The organism is Candidatus Poriferisocius sp. (assembly GCF_965208475.1).
Classification (GTDB): Bacteria; Actinomycetota; Acidimicrobiia; order Acidimicrobiales; family Bin134; genus Poriferisocius.
The window spans coordinates 1,101,324-1,115,612 of record NZ_OZ242338.1 but is presented as its reverse complement, the minus strand read 5'-3'; the positions used below and the strand labels follow the sequence as shown (position 1 = coordinate 1,115,612).

General features: G+C 62.0%; 14 protein-coding genes. 9 read left to right on the top strand and 5 right to left on the bottom strand.

The window, feature by feature from the left end:
* Positions 1-62: 62 nt before the first annotated feature.
* Positions 63-1,592 carry an alkaline phosphatase PhoX gene (locus ACOGXA_RS05215; RefSeq protein ID WP_419926223.1) on the top strand — a complete coding sequence of 510 codons (1,530 nt, stop codon included), beginning with the start codon at positions 63-65 and terminating at the stop codon, positions 1,590-1,592.
* A gap of 112 nt (positions 1,593-1,704) precedes the next feature.
* Here the strand turns inward: ACOGXA_RS05215 and ACOGXA_RS05210 are convergent, their stop codons facing one another.
* Complete coding sequence (locus tag ACOGXA_RS05210; RefSeq protein ID WP_419926222.1) at positions 1,705-1,989, bottom strand: DNA-binding protein; 285 nt, start codon at positions 1,987-1,989, stop codon at positions 1,705-1,707.
* Positions 1,990-2,006: 17 nt separating this feature from the next.
* On the bottom strand, positions 2,007-2,291 hold the full coding sequence (locus ACOGXA_RS05205; RefSeq protein WP_419926221.1) for a type II toxin-antitoxin system RelE/ParE family toxin: 285 nt from the start codon (positions 2,289-2,291) through the stop codon (positions 2,007-2,009).
* Between the two features lie 209 nt (positions 2,292-2,500).
* Between ACOGXA_RS05205 and ACOGXA_RS05200 the strand changes: the two genes are divergently transcribed.
* Complete coding sequence (locus tag ACOGXA_RS05200; RefSeq protein WP_419926220.1) at positions 2,501-5,329, top strand: DEAD/DEAH box helicase family protein; 2,829 nt, start codon at positions 2,501-2,503, stop codon at positions 5,327-5,329.
* Entirely contained in the window at positions 5,326-5,937 is a 612-nt protein-coding gene (locus ACOGXA_RS05195) for a restriction endonuclease subunit S (protein WP_419926219.1), read from the top strand. The genes ACOGXA_RS05200 and ACOGXA_RS05195 overlap by 4 nt, the downstream gene beginning before the upstream one ends.
* Here the strand turns inward: ACOGXA_RS05195 and ACOGXA_RS05190 are convergent.
* Both ACOGXA_RS05190 and ACOGXA_RS05185 read right to left on the bottom strand, forming a co-directional pair.
* Positions 5,934-6,203: a HigA family addiction module antitoxin gene (locus tag ACOGXA_RS05190; RefSeq protein ID WP_419926218.1), complete on the bottom strand. Its 270-nt coding sequence runs from the start codon at positions 6,201-6,203 to the stop codon at positions 5,934-5,936. The genes ACOGXA_RS05195 and ACOGXA_RS05190 overlap by 4 nt on opposite strands.
* A gap of 14 nt (positions 6,204-6,217) precedes the next feature.
* Positions 6,218-6,532: a type II toxin-antitoxin system RelE/ParE family toxin gene (locus ACOGXA_RS05185; protein WP_419926217.1), complete on the bottom strand. Its 315-nt coding sequence runs from the start codon at positions 6,530-6,532 to the stop codon at positions 6,218-6,220.
* Positions 6,533-6,939: 407 nt separating this feature from the next.
* On the opposite strand from ACOGXA_RS05185, the gene ACOGXA_RS05180 reads away from it, so the two are divergent.
* The 5 genes from ACOGXA_RS05180 (at position 6,940) to ACOGXA_RS05160 (ending at position 12,259) form a co-directional block, all read left to right on the top strand.
* On the top strand, positions 6,940-9,018 hold the full coding sequence (locus ACOGXA_RS05180; RefSeq protein ID WP_419926216.1) for a helicase HerA domain-containing protein: 2,079 nt from the start codon (positions 6,940-6,942) through the stop codon (positions 9,016-9,018).
* Position 9,019: 1 nt separating this feature from the next.
* Positions 9,020-10,366, top strand: coding sequence for a hypothetical protein (locus ACOGXA_RS05175; RefSeq protein WP_419926215.1), 1,347 nt, complete (start codon positions 9,020-9,022; stop codon positions 10,364-10,366).
* Positions 10,363-11,511 carry a DNA methyltransferase gene (locus ACOGXA_RS05170; RefSeq protein ID WP_419926214.1) on the top strand — a complete coding sequence of 383 codons (1,149 nt, stop codon included), beginning with the start codon at positions 10,363-10,365 and terminating at the stop codon, positions 11,509-11,511. The genes ACOGXA_RS05175 and ACOGXA_RS05170 overlap by 4 nt, the downstream gene beginning before the upstream one ends.
* Positions 11,512-11,647: 136 nt before the next feature.
* Positions 11,648-11,851, top strand: a complete 204-nt coding sequence (locus ACOGXA_RS05165; RefSeq protein WP_419926213.1) for a DUF6290 family protein — start codon at positions 11,648-11,650, stop codon at positions 11,849-11,851.
* A 117-nt stretch (positions 11,852-11,968) separates the two neighbouring features.
* Complete coding sequence (locus tag ACOGXA_RS05160; RefSeq protein WP_419926212.1) at positions 11,969-12,259, top strand: nucleotidyltransferase family protein; 291 nt, start codon at positions 11,969-11,971, stop codon at positions 12,257-12,259.
* A 71-nt stretch (positions 12,260-12,330) separates the two neighbouring features.
* On the opposite strand, the gene ACOGXA_RS05155 is transcribed toward ACOGXA_RS05160, so the two are convergent.
* A complete protein-coding gene (locus ACOGXA_RS05155) occupies positions 12,331-12,582 on the bottom strand; it encodes a type II toxin-antitoxin system Phd/YefM family antitoxin (protein ID WP_419926211.1) in 252 nt (83 codons plus the stop codon).
* A gap of 184 nt (positions 12,583-12,766) precedes the next feature.
* Between ACOGXA_RS05155 and ACOGXA_RS05150 the strand changes: the two genes are divergently transcribed.
* Positions 12,767-14,218, top strand: coding sequence for a type I restriction-modification system subunit M (locus ACOGXA_RS05150; RefSeq protein WP_419926210.1), 1,452 nt, complete (start codon positions 12,767-12,769; stop codon positions 14,216-14,218).
* The last annotated feature ends 71 nt before the right edge of the window (positions 14,219-14,289 follow it).

Here is a 14,289-nt window from a genome sequence, read left to right as displayed (position 1 = left end):
CTGCTGTATTCGCCCGTATGCGTCCAAGAGCGCGCCACACGTCATGGGGCTAGGGTGACTCCATGGATCGTCGCAGCTTCCTGCGCGGCACCGTTGTCGCCGCCGGCGGCACTGTCGTTGGGCCATTGGTGGGCAGCGCGGTGGGTGCCCAGGCTGGCCCCGGGCCTTATGGGGCTCTCGACGGCATCGAGCCTGACGGGAACGGCATCATCATGCCCCCGGGCTTCACCTCCCGTGTGGTGGCGATTGCCGGCGAGCCGGTAGGCAACACCGACTACCGGTGGCTTGTCTACCCCGATGGGGCGGCGGTTTTCGACGACGGTGAGGGTGGCTGGTACCACACGGTCAACAGCGAGGTGTTCCGAGCGGGGTTTGCCGGCGTCTCGGCCATTCACTACGGCCCCGACGGTGAGATCCTTGACGCCTACCGACTCCTGGAGGGCAGCAACGCCAATTGCGGCGGCGGACCGACCCCATGGGGCAGCTTCTTGTCGGGCGAGGAAGACTTCAGCGGCTACGGGGTGATTTGGGAGTGCGACCCGACGGGCGCTACTCCATCGGTGTCTCGTCCGGCTATGGGAGTGTTCACCCATGAGGCGGCTGCGGTCGATCCCGACCGCCAGCAGGTGTACATGACAGAAGACCAGTTCGACGGGCTCCTCTACCGGTTTACGCCGTCCAGCTACCCCGATTTGAGCGAGGGCCTGCTCGAGGCTGCCTCCGTTGCCGAAGACGGGACGGTCAGCTGGATCGAAGTTCCTGACCCCTCGGCAACCGAAACGCTTACTCGCCAACAGCTGGCAGGGGAGGCGACGGCGTTCTTGGGCGGCGAGGGCATCTGGTATCACAACGATGTCGTGTTCTGGTCGACCAAGTTCGACAACATCATTCATGCGATCAACACCGCCGACCAGACTTACAGCCGGATCTACGAGGCCGACCCGGCAATGGTGTCCGACGGCACCGCAATCCTCTCTGGAGTCGACAACCTCACCGTGGATGCAGGCAGCGGCGACGTGTACGTGGCTGAGGACGGCGGGAACATGGAGGTAGTCATCATCTCTCCCGAGGGCGAGGTGGCCCCGTTCCTGCGCGTGGTAGACCAGGACGGGTCAGAGATCACCGGACCGGTATTCAACCCCCGGCGCGACCGCCTCTATTTCTCCAGCCAGCGCGGTCCAGCCCTCAACAACGCGGAGGACGTCCTCCCCGAATCTGAAATCAAGGGCAACTTTACCGGCATCACCTACGAGGTGACCGGGCCCTTCCGAGGCATCGTGCCCGACGAGCCCGAGCCAACCCCGACGGCGGTCCCAACCGCCGCCCCAACCCCGGCACCGACCGCGGCCCTAACCCCAGCGCCAACGGCCGCCCCGACTCCGATTCCGACCCCGGTCTCGACGGCCGCGCCAACCCCGACTGCGACTCGAGCCCCTACGGCCGCGCCAACCGAGACCATCGCCGCGGCAGCCAGTTCCGGCGGCAATGGCGGCGGAGGGGGCAACACAGGAATCTTCGTCGGAGTGGGAGTGGCTGTGGCAGCTGCGGTGGCCGCAGCACTCGTGACAGTGCGCCGTCGGCGAGCCACCTAACAGACAGTTCCAAACGGGGGGGTTCGGCCAGTCTCTACCGGAACCGGGCTGAGTCACTGGTAATAGTGGCAACGTGGTCAACTCCTGAAGTCAGCATGGCGGCGGCTGGCTCTCAGCTAGTGGAGGCGGGAGAGACACTGAAGCGGAGTCCCAGTTGCTCTAGGACCATGAGAACGGATCCAAGATCGGGGTTGTTGTTGGCTGCTGCCCCTTGCGCTGTGAATCCCAACCCCGCGGCCATCGACGGCTTGCCCAAGGCGCGAACGACGTCGTGAAGCGCGGCAACCGTCAGCTCAGGGTCATTCTCAGCAAGGACGGCATCCAAGTAGGCAATGACGTCTGCTTCAGTGTTCAGGTGGTCAGTTGCCTCCCAAACTCGCGTCCTGATTGTGCCCACGCAAGTCCTCCTATCGGCTATAGGCGTTGAGCCATTTTAGTCGCTTTGTCGATGTCACGGTTCTGGCTGTTCTTGTTGCCTCCGACCAATAGCACCACTGATTGCTGGCGGCGGACGAAGTACACCCGGTAGCCGGGGCCATGATCGATGCGCATCTCCGAGACGCCTTTTCCCACGGGCCTGAAATCGCCGGGGTTGCCCAGCTGGAGCCTACGGATGCGGGCCAGTACGCGGGCACGGGCATTGCGATCTCGCAGGTTGTTGAACCATCGTTCGAACACATCGGTCTGAAGAACCTCCAATTCACGCCTCAACCTTCATTCCAAGTCTTCTGGGCTCGACTTGGGCACCTGCAAAGTGACCACGAATGTGCTGGTCACAGCCGTATCAACCATGTCAAGGACAATATCCACCACCTGTGACAGTTATTCCTGAACCGCCTACACTTGCCGGGCAGCGTGACCACTCATGTCCGACACAACCCTCCATCAACGCCTCAGAGCACAAGCAGATGAACGCACCCTCGGACTATCTCAACCCTGAGGCTCGTGCCCGGATGGCGATAGACGACCAATTGGCAGAGTGTGGCTGGGTGGTGCAGGACTACCAGCACGCTGCGGTGGCCACCGCCAGGGGAGTGGCGGTGAGGGAGGTGCCCACTGAGGCTGGACCGGCCGACTACGTGCTGTACGTCGACTCACAAGCGGTGGGCGTAATCGAGGCCAAGAAAGAGGGCACCACGCTGACTGGCGTGGAGCCCCAGACCCGCAAGTACCAGGCCGCCTATCCCGGCGAATTGCCGGCCTTCCTGGTCGATGGCGCGTTGCCGTACGGCTACGAGGCCACCGGCACCGAGACTCGCTTCACCAGCGGGCTCGACCCAAAGCCCACCTCCCGGCGAGTGTTCGCCTTCCACCGCCCCGAGACGCTTGCCCGCTGGCGAAGCAACTACAGCGAGTTCGGCGGCGTCGCCACCCTGCGCTCCGGCTTCAGCGGGCTGCCCGACTTAGGTGCAGGACCATCGGGGCTGTGGCCAGCGCAGGGCGAGGCGATCCGCAACCTGGAGGAGTCATTCAAGGCCAACCGCCCTCGGGCGCTGATACAAATGGCCACCGGGTCGGGCAAGACGTTCACCGCCGTCAATGCCGGCTACCGACTGCTGCGCCACGCCCGAGCCAACCGCATCCTCTTCCTGGTCGACCGGGCCAACCTGGGCCGCCAGGCGGTGAGAGAGTTCGAAGGCTTCGAGGTGCCCGGCGACCGCCGCAAGTTCACCGAGCTGTACAGTGTCCGCCGCCTCGCCTCCTCTGAGCTCGACATGGCCAACGAGGTCGCCGCCAAAGTCCACGTCAGCACCATCCAACGCCTCTACTCCATCCTGCGGGGAGAGGAGCTCGACGACGATCTCGACGAGCGGACCGGCTTCGACACCGCTCCCGAACAGCCGATTGAGGTTGCCTACAACCCCAGAGTGCCGATCGAATCGTACGACCTGATCATCATCGACGAGTGCCACCGCTCGATCTACGGCGTGTGGCGCCAGGTGCTGGAGTACTTCGACGCCTTCCTGGTGGGCCTCACCGCCACGCCCGGCATCCAGACGTTCGCCTTCTTCGACCAGAACCTGGTGATGGAGTACGGCCACGCCCAAGCAGTGGCCGACCGGGTGAACGTGGACTTCGACATATTCCGCATCCGCACCGAGATCACCGAGGGTGGCGGCACCGTCCCCTCGGGCTTCGTGACCGAGTTCCGCGACCGGGAAACCCGCAGCATCCGCCTCGAACAGGCTGACGCCGACATCGCCTACGACCCCGCCGAACTAGACCGCCGGGTGGTGGCCCCCGATCAGATCCGCACGATCGTTCGCACTTTTCGCGATTCGCTGCCCGAGATGTTCGAAGACCGGGAGCAAGACGACGACGGCTTTCTGGTCAACATCCCCAAGACTCTGATCTTCGCCAAAGACGACAGCCACGCCGACGACATCGTGCAGATCGTGCGGGAGGAGTTCGGCCTCGGCAACCAGGGTGCGGTGAAGATCACCTACCGCTCCGGCGAGTCGGGCGAGAGCGCCGAGCAACTCCTCCAGAAGTTCCGCACCGACTATCCCACCCGCATCGCGGTCACCGTGGACATGATCGCCACCGGCACCGACGTGAAGCCCATCGAATGCGTGGTGTTCATGCGCATGGTGCGAAGCCGCAACTTCTTCGAGCAGATGAAGGGCCGAGGCGTGCGGGTGATCGACAGCGATCAACTCCGCACCGTCACCCCCGACGCCCAGGCCAAAGACCGCTTCGTGATCGTCGATGCAGTGGGCGTAACCGAGGCCGACCTTCACGACACCGTCCCGCTGGAGCGCCAGCGCCACGTGAGCTTCGACAAGCTCCTCAACCAAATCGGCCTCGGCTCCAAAGATCCCGATGTGGTGTCGTCGGTGGCGTCACGCCTGGCCCGCCTCAACCGCCGAATCACCGCAGAAGACCGAGCCGAAGTGGGGTCGGTTGCCGGAGTGGAGCTGAGCGAGCTAGTCCGTCACATCACCGACGCCCTCGACCCCGACCGCCAGCACGAAGCCGCCGCAGCCGAGACGGGCACCGACGACCCCACCCCAGAGCAATTGGCGGCGACTACCCAGCGGCTCATTGCCGAGGCGATCCAACCCCTGGCTGGCAACCCAGAGCTACGCCAGAAGCTGGCGGACATCCGCCGCAGCTACGAACAGGTCATCGACAAAGCCTCTCGTGACCGGGTGATCTCCGGAGAGTTCTCCATCGACGCCGCCGACCGAGCCCGCGGCCAAGTCGAGTCGTGGAGACAGTTCGTCGAAGACCACCGAGACGAGATCACCGCATTAGAGGTGCTCTACCACCAGCCCCACGGCCGCGGCCTCACCTACGACGACATCAAGGAGTTGGTCAACGCCATCGGCCGCCCACCCCACCGCTGGACCCCCGACATCCTCTGGCAAGCCTATGAAACCCTCGACAAATCCAAAGTCCGAGCCTCCGGCCACCGAGTAGCCACCGACCTGGTAAGCCTTGTCCGCTACGCCCTCGGCAACACCGACGAGTTGGTGGCCTACCCCGACCTCGTAAACGAACGCTTCCGTATCTGGCTAACTCAACAGTTCGCCACCGGCACTGATTTCACCGACGACCAACTTGCCTATCTCGACCTCATCAAAGGCCGCATCGCCTCCAGCCTCAGCATCACCCCCGCCGACCTCCAGTCCCCACCCTTCAGCGACCGCGGCGGACTGGGCAAGGCCCGCCAACTCTTCGGAAATGATCTGAGTTCGCTGCTGGACGACCTGACTGAAGCGCTAGCCGCATGACAAGGGATCTGTCGTCGGGGTGGGAATCAGTGAGCGTTGGAGACTTGTGCAGCGTGGAGTATGGAAAGGGCCTTTCAAAGAAGCTACGAATCGAAACCGGGTCGGCGGATGTCTACGGCTCTGCTGGGTTAGTGGGACATCATGACTGTGCTTTGGTCGAAGAGCCTGTGATTGTCATTGGTCGCAAGGGAAACGCTGGGAGTGTGTGGTTGACGAATGGCCCATCTTGGCCTATCGACACCACATATTTCCTTCGGCCCCCTCGGGAGATATCGCCCGAATTCCTTGCTTGGCAACTTGGGAGCCGTGATCTAGTTCAGAAGGACTCATCCACCACCATCCCGAGCCTTCGAAGGCCTGATTTGGAAGCGACGCCCGTTGCTGTTGCCCCAATTGGCGAGCAAGAACGGATTGTCGCTGCCATCGAAGAACACTTCTCCCGCCTTGATGCGGTCGAATCGGTACTGGTATCAAACCCCAAGATCGAAGCTCTACGCCGATCAATCTTGCGGGAAGCCTTCTCCGGTCGACTCGTATCCCAAAACCCCAACGACGAACCAGCCTCAGCCTTGCTGGAGCGCATCGCTGCCTCTCGGCGGCCTGCCTAAGCCGGCAGCGGCTGGTGGTCCGTGTCGGTGTATCGGTTGCGGTAGATGTCCTGTAGGTTCAGCCATAGTTCGGGCCCGGTTCCGAGTGCCTGCCCGATCTCGTCGGCAATCTCAGCGGTGATCTCTGTCCGATCTTCGAGTATCGCCGAGGTCGCCTCAACAGTTCTCCCCAGGGTCTCAGCGAATCTGGCCGTGCTCCAGCCGCGCGCCTCCAACTCGTCGTTCAGGACCTCCCCTGGAGTGAAGCTCGGTTCGGCTCTGCCCATATTGGGCTCCTCTCTCATCGGTGGTAGTCCACGATTTCGATCAGGAGAGCAATCCTACTGCTTTCCTCATCGAGGAATGTGAAGATGAGTCGCCACTGATCGTTGACACGGATTGAGCGCTGGCCCGCACGCTTGCCTTTGAGCTTTTTGAAGTTGAGTGACCGCAACTGCCGCAGGGCCAGTTCGTTCTCAGCTGCCTCCAGTATGGCGACCTTCTTTCGGTATGCCTTCGCAAGGGCACGATCCATCCGCTTGGGGTAGTAGCCCTCGTCAAAGTAGAGACGTAGCAACTCGTCATCCGCGAACCTGATCTGCACCTCGTTGAACACCTTTCAAGCATATTTCAGCTATTATCAATATAGTTCATATTCCAATGACTGGCAAACTCGACCATCGACTACAGCCTGTGGCGGTTTGGCCGCTGAGTGCTAGGGGCTCCGGTGACGCCAGCGTTGACTGTGCGTGTCGGGTCGGCTGAGGAAGCTTGCGGGCGACGACGCGGTTGTGCCAGACCCTCAAAGCCCTGCTCAGCCTCAAATGCCACTGCGGACGCACCACGACAGGCGTCGCCGCGAACGTATTCACTCGACGGCTCGCTCTGACCACCGCCACCTGGCTCAACGGCGACAACCACTCCCAACCCGCTCGCTCATCGCCTTCGACCACTAACCCCCTCGAACCATTCATCTAGCGGCGGCCTAACTATGCTGTGACGGTTCCGAACAGAGAGGTACATGTGAACGAAGTTGGCAGCCCCGGCGGGCTTAGTGACGCACTCACTGAGATCGTCGCTGACCACGACCAGCAGAAGCAGACGTTTGTTGATCCAAAGCGCTTGATCGGTGATGTGATCCAGATTGACTACACAACAGCCGATTTCTTGCTGCACGACAGCGCCAAGCAGACCGTCGATGGCGTGCAGCAGGGGTGCCTGCTCGTCGCGGTCAGATTGGGTACCGACGACCGCCCCGACCCCAGAGCGCCCCGCCTGCTTCTGCGGGTGGTGTCGAGCACTCCGCTGCCAAATGACATGTCGATGCGGCAGGCTCGCTTTGACGCGGCCCAGCGGGTAGCGGACAGCACCGGGAACTGGGACGACAACGAGGTGACGGACCTGTTCACCTTGAACCTGATGAGGTATTCCGGGGTCCGGTGCCGGATTCTCGGGACGTACCAGCCTCCGGAGGACACAGATGCCCCGTGGCGGTTCAGCAGCGATGTGGACAACTTCTACAGCGGGCGGGGCCTGAAGGTGTACAAGCCCACCGGCGATGACTTGGAGCAGATCGTCAACAGCGCCAGCCGGGACGACAACGGAGGCCAGACCACCAAGATTGGTCATGTCCGCTATGCCACTGCGACGCCCGCCGACGCAGCCGCGGTGAACATCGCTGCCGAGGACTTCGTTGCTCAACGCACGGCTCTCTTTGGGATGACCCGCACCGGCAAGTCGAATACCGTCAAGATTGTCGCCCGGGCCGTTTTCGAGATGCGACGGCCTGAGGACGGCACCCGGGTCGGACAGATCATCTTCGACCCTGACGGCGAGTACGCCAACGCCAATCCCCAAGACCAGGGATGCCTGCGCAATATGGGCAACCACGAGTGGGCAGATTCCGACGACGTGGTTACCTACGGGCTCCACCCCCATCCGCACGACCCGAACCGGAACATCACCAAGTTTAACTTCTACGGGGACTCTGAACCTGTCCATCCCCCAGACGGCTACGACGCCAGCGACTCTCTGAGCAGCCTGACCCAAGGCAAACAGATACTCGACGACTATCTGTCAGGCGAGACCGCCGGATACATCAAGCCCTTCGTGAGCCAGGACATGGTGCCGCCGACGAACCCCGCCGACCGCAGCGACTGGACCAGGTACCGCAGGGCTTTGCTCGTTTATCGCGCGATTCTCGCCGCTGCCGGCTACGGATCTCCGAGCTATATCCCGGACACAACACGACTCTTCAACAAGGATCTTAGAGAGGCCATGGGACAAAGCGACGCTATGAGCCATTTTATTGATCAGTCCGGGGTGTCGCTGAACACTTGGTCGAGGGCAGCGGATTTTGCGGCGGCGTTCTCGGATTTTGTGGACACGAAAGAGTTCAAGGATTTCGACAGTGACCAGGAACGCAGACGCGGAAAGAAGTGGTCCGACAGCCGGCTGTTGGAGCTCCTCCAGATCTTCTCCAATACCCGCGGCCTGAACGTATTGAGGTCAGCACGCGACTGGCACGACCCGGAGGCGGGGTCGAACTACACAGACGAGATTGTGGAGCATCTCCAAGCTGGCCGGCTGGTGATCGTGGACCAGTCCACCGGCGACCCGAAGATGAACGAGACAGCCGCTCGCGATGTGATGCAGGCCATATTCCGCGCCCAGCAACGTGCATTCATCCAACCGGAGCCGGTGGGAGACACAGGGGAGCTCTCCAAACCCCCGGCTGTGATCGTCTATGTCGAGGAGGCCCACACCCTGCTGCCGCGTGACAGCAACGACATGTCTAGCATTTGGGTGAGGTCTGCCAAAGAGGGGGCGAAGTTCAACATCGGCATCGTGTACTCGACCCAGGAGCCGTCATCGGTGCACGCGAACATCCTTAAGAACACCGAGAACTGGTTCATAACCCACCTCAACAACACCGACGAGACCCGCCAGATTGCAAAGTTCAACGACTTTGCCGACTTTACGGACGGCATCATCGCTGTCAACGAACCCGGCTACGTGAAGATGCGGACCCGCTCCAGCCGGTTCACCGTGCCGGTGCAGATCGATGTTTTCGAGGCACCGACCGCCGGGAGCGACTCTTAGAGTGCCTTACGACGGTGAGTTCGCCACGGGCCACACGCTGGCCCGGCTAGTCGACAACCCCGCCGTGCGCGATTTCGATGGCGAGATCAAGAAGTCAACATCCGCCATCTCAGCAGCGCTACCCGTGACCATTGCGCCGCGCCGCGGGTCGACAAGGGTGAAGCGCCTAATCGCCATTGACGGCTCGTCTGTGACATCGAGAGTCGAGAACGGCCACCCAGGAGCTGAGGCATCGCTGCTGAACATTGCCGCAGTCGTGATCGCGTTGGCCGGGCTGCGGGAACTGGCCCAAATGGGAAAGAGCGCCACCGAGCCGATCCCGAGCCCCGCCGCCATCAGAGAACTCGAGAAGTGGAACACCCTCAGCGCCGTGCTGCCCGGACGCAACGTCATTGGCAAGTCCGTTGGCGCGGACACGCCCAAGAGATTCTTCCGCCAAGTCGTGCACCGCGAGATCAGCGGAGCGACCCTCTCGGGTGACCACGAGACGCTGCTGGATACGCTGCGAGCCATCACCAACGACCGGGCGAAACCCATCCAGTGTCCCGGCGATTCCTGTGACCAGCATGTGACCCCGCAATCTGAGCCGACGAGCTGCGGAGCCTGCGGAGAGACGGTATATCCGTCGGACTCGCTACGCTGCCACGAGAGGTTCGAGGACTACGGCAGCAGCGAGCAGGCCTTCACGATGGTGAGAATCGTCGTAGAGCATCTCTCGATGGTCAACCTAATCCGCTGGTTCGAGAGACACGATCGGTTTGACGTGCTCGACGGTATCGGATTCATCATGGACGGTCCGCTGGCCATCTTCGGCATGGCGGCGTGGCTGAAGAAGCACATACAGGACGAACTAACCCGTCTCCACCAGCTCTCCCTGCAAAAGGGCGGAGCGGGAGTGCTCCTGTTGGGAGTCGAGAAGCACGGGCTGTTTATGGACCATCTCGAGGCGCTTGACTGGTCCGCAGCCCGCGGCGAGCGAGGCCGACTGGAACCCGGCACGGTGATGGCCCCCGACGTTGGCTACATCCACCAGCACATCGCCTTGCGACCGCCGGATGCCAAGCCCCATGGGCAGGATACTTACTACGGCCGACACCTGATGTATAAGTCACGGAGCGGACAGCACGCCGCATTGACGCTGCCCATTGTCAACGACCAAGGAGCAGACCCGGCATGTGTGGAGGAGGACGCGTACCCGCGCGCTGGTGACGCTCTGGACCTCATCGACGAGTTGGGAACCCACCTCTATAAAGACGGATTCGCCCCGCTGGCGCGAGCCCATCTTCACGCCGCTGTACCGCTGCACCGCGGCACAGAGATTCTGGCCTCCATCTTTTCAGACCGATGACAGCCGCTGCGACCAAGCCGATTTCCGACTGCGGTGTAGGGTTCGCCACCCCCGAGGCCCGGTGGGCCCGTCTGGGCCCCTACTACGCGATGTTCCCTTTCAGCTTCGCGCAGGATGCCATAGACCGCTTCACCCGCCCCGGAGACCTGGTTTTGGACCCCTTTTGTGGCCGAGGCACCGCCCCCTATGCCGCCATGGTCGCCGGCAGGGATGCTCTCGCGTGCGAGATAAACCCGGTCGCCTGGGTGTACGCCGCGACCAAGACAGCCCCCGCGCCCGACCCTGAAACGGTCAAATACCGCATCGGCGAAATCGCCGAGTCCACTTTGCCGGAAGACCGCGAACCCAGATCGGAGTTCCAGAGTCTCGCTTTCTGCCAGACCGTTCTGGGGTTCCTGCACGCCGCCCGCCGCGAGCTGCGATGGCGGTATGACACCATTGACCGCACCGTCGCTGCATTGATCCTCCACTACCTGCATAGCAAGATCCCCCAGGGACTCTCGAACCAGATGCGACACTGCCGGTCTATGTCGCCGCTCTACTGCGTGCGATGGTGGAACGAGAACGGCTATGAGACACCACCCGAAGTCGACCCCGTCAGTTTTCTCAACACCAGAGTCGACTGGCGCTACCAGAAGGGAATCCCCCTGAGGTCCCACAACAGTGGCGTAACCGTGGCCCTTGGCGACTCGGCCACCAACTTGGGGCAAGCGACCCAGTTAGCCCGACTAGTAGTGACGTCGCCCCCATACAGCGGGGTTACTGACTACAAAGCCGACAGCTGGTTGAGATTGTGGGCGATCGGGGAGGGCCCCCCTTTGCCGAAGTGGGACTCTAAGCAGAAGCACGTCGATTTGGCCGCGTACCGAAAGATGCTGTGCCGAGTGTTATCGGCGACGGGGCAGAGGGCTCATCCCGATGCTGCATGGCTGGTGCGTTGCGATGCCCGTGAGAGAACGTTTGACGTAGTGCTTCCGATCTTGGCTGAGATCGCCAGCGGCCGAGATGTCGACGTGACTCCGGCCCCTTTCCGGCGACCCACCCAGACGTCGCTATACGGTGACCGGGCATCAAAACCCGGAGAGATGGACTTGCTTGTGCTCCCCAGAGCCATGACAGACCAACCGACAGCGCGCGCTGGCTAGCGAGGGGTTACCGGCTCTCACTGCCCTGCTATGACCTGGTGCCAATGGTGAAAAGTTGGTGGGACATCCGCGTTGTGCTCAGAGACGACGGCCTGTAGTAACGGGCAGTGTGGTTTCTGGCCAATACCATGCACTGATGGCTATGACGCTCCGACTGACCGAGGATGAGCAGAACGCTTTACGAGAGCGAGCGGCGTTCGAAGGTACGTCGATGCAAGAAGTGGCGCGGCGGGCAGTACGCGAGTACATCGCCAAGGCCGATCATCGCGACCGCGTTGCGGCTGCCGCCGAGTTCATCACGCAGCGACATGCCGTCGCGTTGCATCGTCTTGGCGAGTGAGCTCCAGCCTCGAAGAAATTGCCGAGGTGCCCCAGTTCAGACATGAGCAAGCCACGGGGTCATAGGTGAGCGGTATCCGACGGCGGATAAGGGGCTAAACGCCATACGATGGCAACCATGAGCCGACGCGACGAGATATTGACGCTCAGACGTGAAGCGATCAGCGATATCGCCGCGCGCAACAAGGCGCACAGTATTGCCCTCATTGGATCGGTGGCTCGTGGCGAGGACACAGACGCTAGCGACTGCGATTTCCTGGCAACCTTTGAGAACGGCAGTTCACTGCTTGACCAAGCGGGCTTGAACATCGAGCTAGAGGAATTCTTGGGCTGCAAAGTGGACGTCATTTCCAGAGGCGGTTTGAAAGAGCGTCATCAACGGATCTTGGTTGATGCGATCCTGCTGTGAGTCGGCCGACTTGGATCACCTGAACTATCAGGCGGGCGTCGATGACCTGGCAACTTCGACGCGATAGCAGCTCACCCGAGTTCCAGCGCGGCCTTGACCTCGTCCCAGGGCACATAGTCGTCTTCGGCCCGAGCTGCCTCGAGTTCTCGGCGATCCTCAATGTTGTCTGCAATATCGACAAGTCGGTCGAAGGCGTCAGAGTCCAAGATCACGGCGACCCGTCGGCCACGCCGTGTCACTGAGACCGGCTCGCCCGACCGTCGACACTCCTCGATCACCTCAGCCAGTCGGTTCCGCGCCTCGCTCACTGCCAGTTCTTTCATGTACGAAACGTGCATATCAACAAACGGAACCGCCACCAATTCGCTTGAGCGCAGATTTGATCTCGGAAGCCATCGGTTTCTCCAGAGTTTCGACAAGTCTGAAAAACAGAGCAGTCGAAACTATCGCGAAACTCTCCTAACGTGGTTGGAAACGGTTGCTGCGCTCTGACACGGTGAGGGGCTGATGACCTCTGACCCCAAGGCCATGGTGCAGAAGCTGTGGGACTTCTGCGATGTGCTCCGAGACGACGGGCTGTCCTACGGCGACTACCTGGAGCAGCTCACCTACCTGCTGTTCCTCAAGATGGCCGATGAGCAGCACGAGCTGCTGGGCCAGCGGGTGGTGCCCATCGGCTACGACTGGCCGACATTGCTGAACCGGTCTGGTGAGCAGCTAGAAGCCCAGTACAACAAGACCCTCACGGAACTCGGATCAGCCGACGACATGCTCGGCGTGGTGTTCCGCAAGGCCCGCAATCGGATCCAGAACCCGGCCAAGCTGGAGCAGCTCATCAAGGAGTTCATCGACCAGCACGAGTGGATGAGCTATGACGCCGACCTCAAGGGCGACGCCTACGAGGGCTTGATCGAGAAGACAGCCCAAGAGGGTGCCAGGGGAGCGGGGCAGTACTTCACGCCTCGGGCCCTGATTACCGCAATCGTCGATGTGATGCTCCCCGAGCCTGGCGACCGTATCTGCGACCCAGCCTGCGGGACCGGCGGCTTCTTTCTCGGTGCCTACCAGTCGATTGTCGGGCGGTTCCCGAACTTGACTCCCGACCAGGCCGCCCACCTCCGCTCCGGGGCTTTCACCGGCTGGGAGATCGCCGACCTGCCTGCCCGACTCTGCGCCATGAACCTGCTGCTCCACGGCATCGAGAGTCCAGAGTCCGATTCTCCCGTCAACGTGGATGACGCCCTGCGCGACGACCCCGGAGAGCGCTTCGACATGGTGCTGACCAATCCGCCCTTCGGCCGGTCTTCCTCCGACAGCTACGAACGCGAGGACTTCTGGGCTACCACCAAGAACAAGCAGCTCAACTTCGTCCAGCATGTCGTCAGCCTGCTCAAGGTCGGCGGCACAGCCGCGGTGGTAGTCCCCGACAACGTGCTGTTCGAGGCTGGCGCCGGCGAGACCATCCGCCGTCGACTCTTACACGACTGCGACGTCCACACCCTGCTCCGCCTCCCCACCGGCATCTTCTATGCCCAAGGGGTCAAAGCCAACGTTCTGTTCTTCCGCCGCCGCGAAGGTGCCGAGCAAGCCTGGACCAGAGAATTGTGGGTCTATGACCTCCGCACCAACAAGCACTTCACCCTCAAGCAGAACCCGCTCACCAGGCCCGACCTCGACGACTTCGTAGCCTGCTACAACCCCGCCAACCGCCACCAACGCCAAGAGTCCGAGCGCTTCAAGCGCTACACCCACGACGAGCTCATCGCCCGCGACAAGGTCAGCCTCGACCTCTTCTGGCTCCGGGACGAAAGCCTCGAAGACATCGACAACCTCCCCGCCCCCGCCGTCCTCGCCGCAGAAATCGCCGAAGACCTCCAATCCGCCCTCACCGAGATCCAAGCCCTCGCCGAAAACCTCGCGACAGCCGGTGAGCCTCCCGGCACTGGTACGTCAAGCTGAAGCGAAGTAGGTACATGTCACTCCTTGGGAGTATTCTCCACCCTTCTGCACGGCCTGTGGATAACTTGGCG

Coding starts and splice junctions, on each gene's coding strand:
- ACOGXA_RS05215 (WP_419926223.1), top strand. CDS start 63: ATGGATCGTCGCAGCTTCCTGCGCGGCACCGTTGTCGCCGCCGGCGGC.
- ACOGXA_RS05200 (WP_419926220.1), top strand. CDS start 2,501: ATGAACGCACCCTCGGACTATCTCAACCCTGAGGCTCGTGCCCGGATG.
- ACOGXA_RS05195 (WP_419926219.1), top strand. CDS start 5,326: ATGACAAGGGATCTGTCGTCGGGGTGGGAATCAGTGAGCGTTGGAGAC.
- ACOGXA_RS05190 (WP_419926218.1), bottom strand. CDS start 6,203: ATGGGCAGAGCCGAACCGAGCTTCACTCCAGGGGAGGTCCTGAACGAC.
- ACOGXA_RS05170 (WP_419926214.1), top strand. CDS start 10,363: ATGACAGCCGCTGCGACCAAGCCGATTTCCGACTGCGGTGTAGGGTTC.
- ACOGXA_RS05165 (WP_419926213.1), top strand. CDS start 11,648: ATGGCTATGACGCTCCGACTGACCGAGGATGAGCAGAACGCTTTACGA.
- ACOGXA_RS05160 (WP_419926212.1), top strand. CDS start 11,969: ATGAGCCGACGCGACGAGATATTGACGCTCAGACGTGAAGCGATCAGC.
- ACOGXA_RS05155 (WP_419926211.1), bottom strand. CDS start 12,582: ATGAAAGAACTGGCAGTGAGCGAGGCGCGGAACCGACTGGCTGAGGTG.
- ACOGXA_RS05150 (WP_419926210.1), top strand. CDS start 12,767: ATGACCTCTGACCCCAAGGCCATGGTGCAGAAGCTGTGGGACTTCTGC.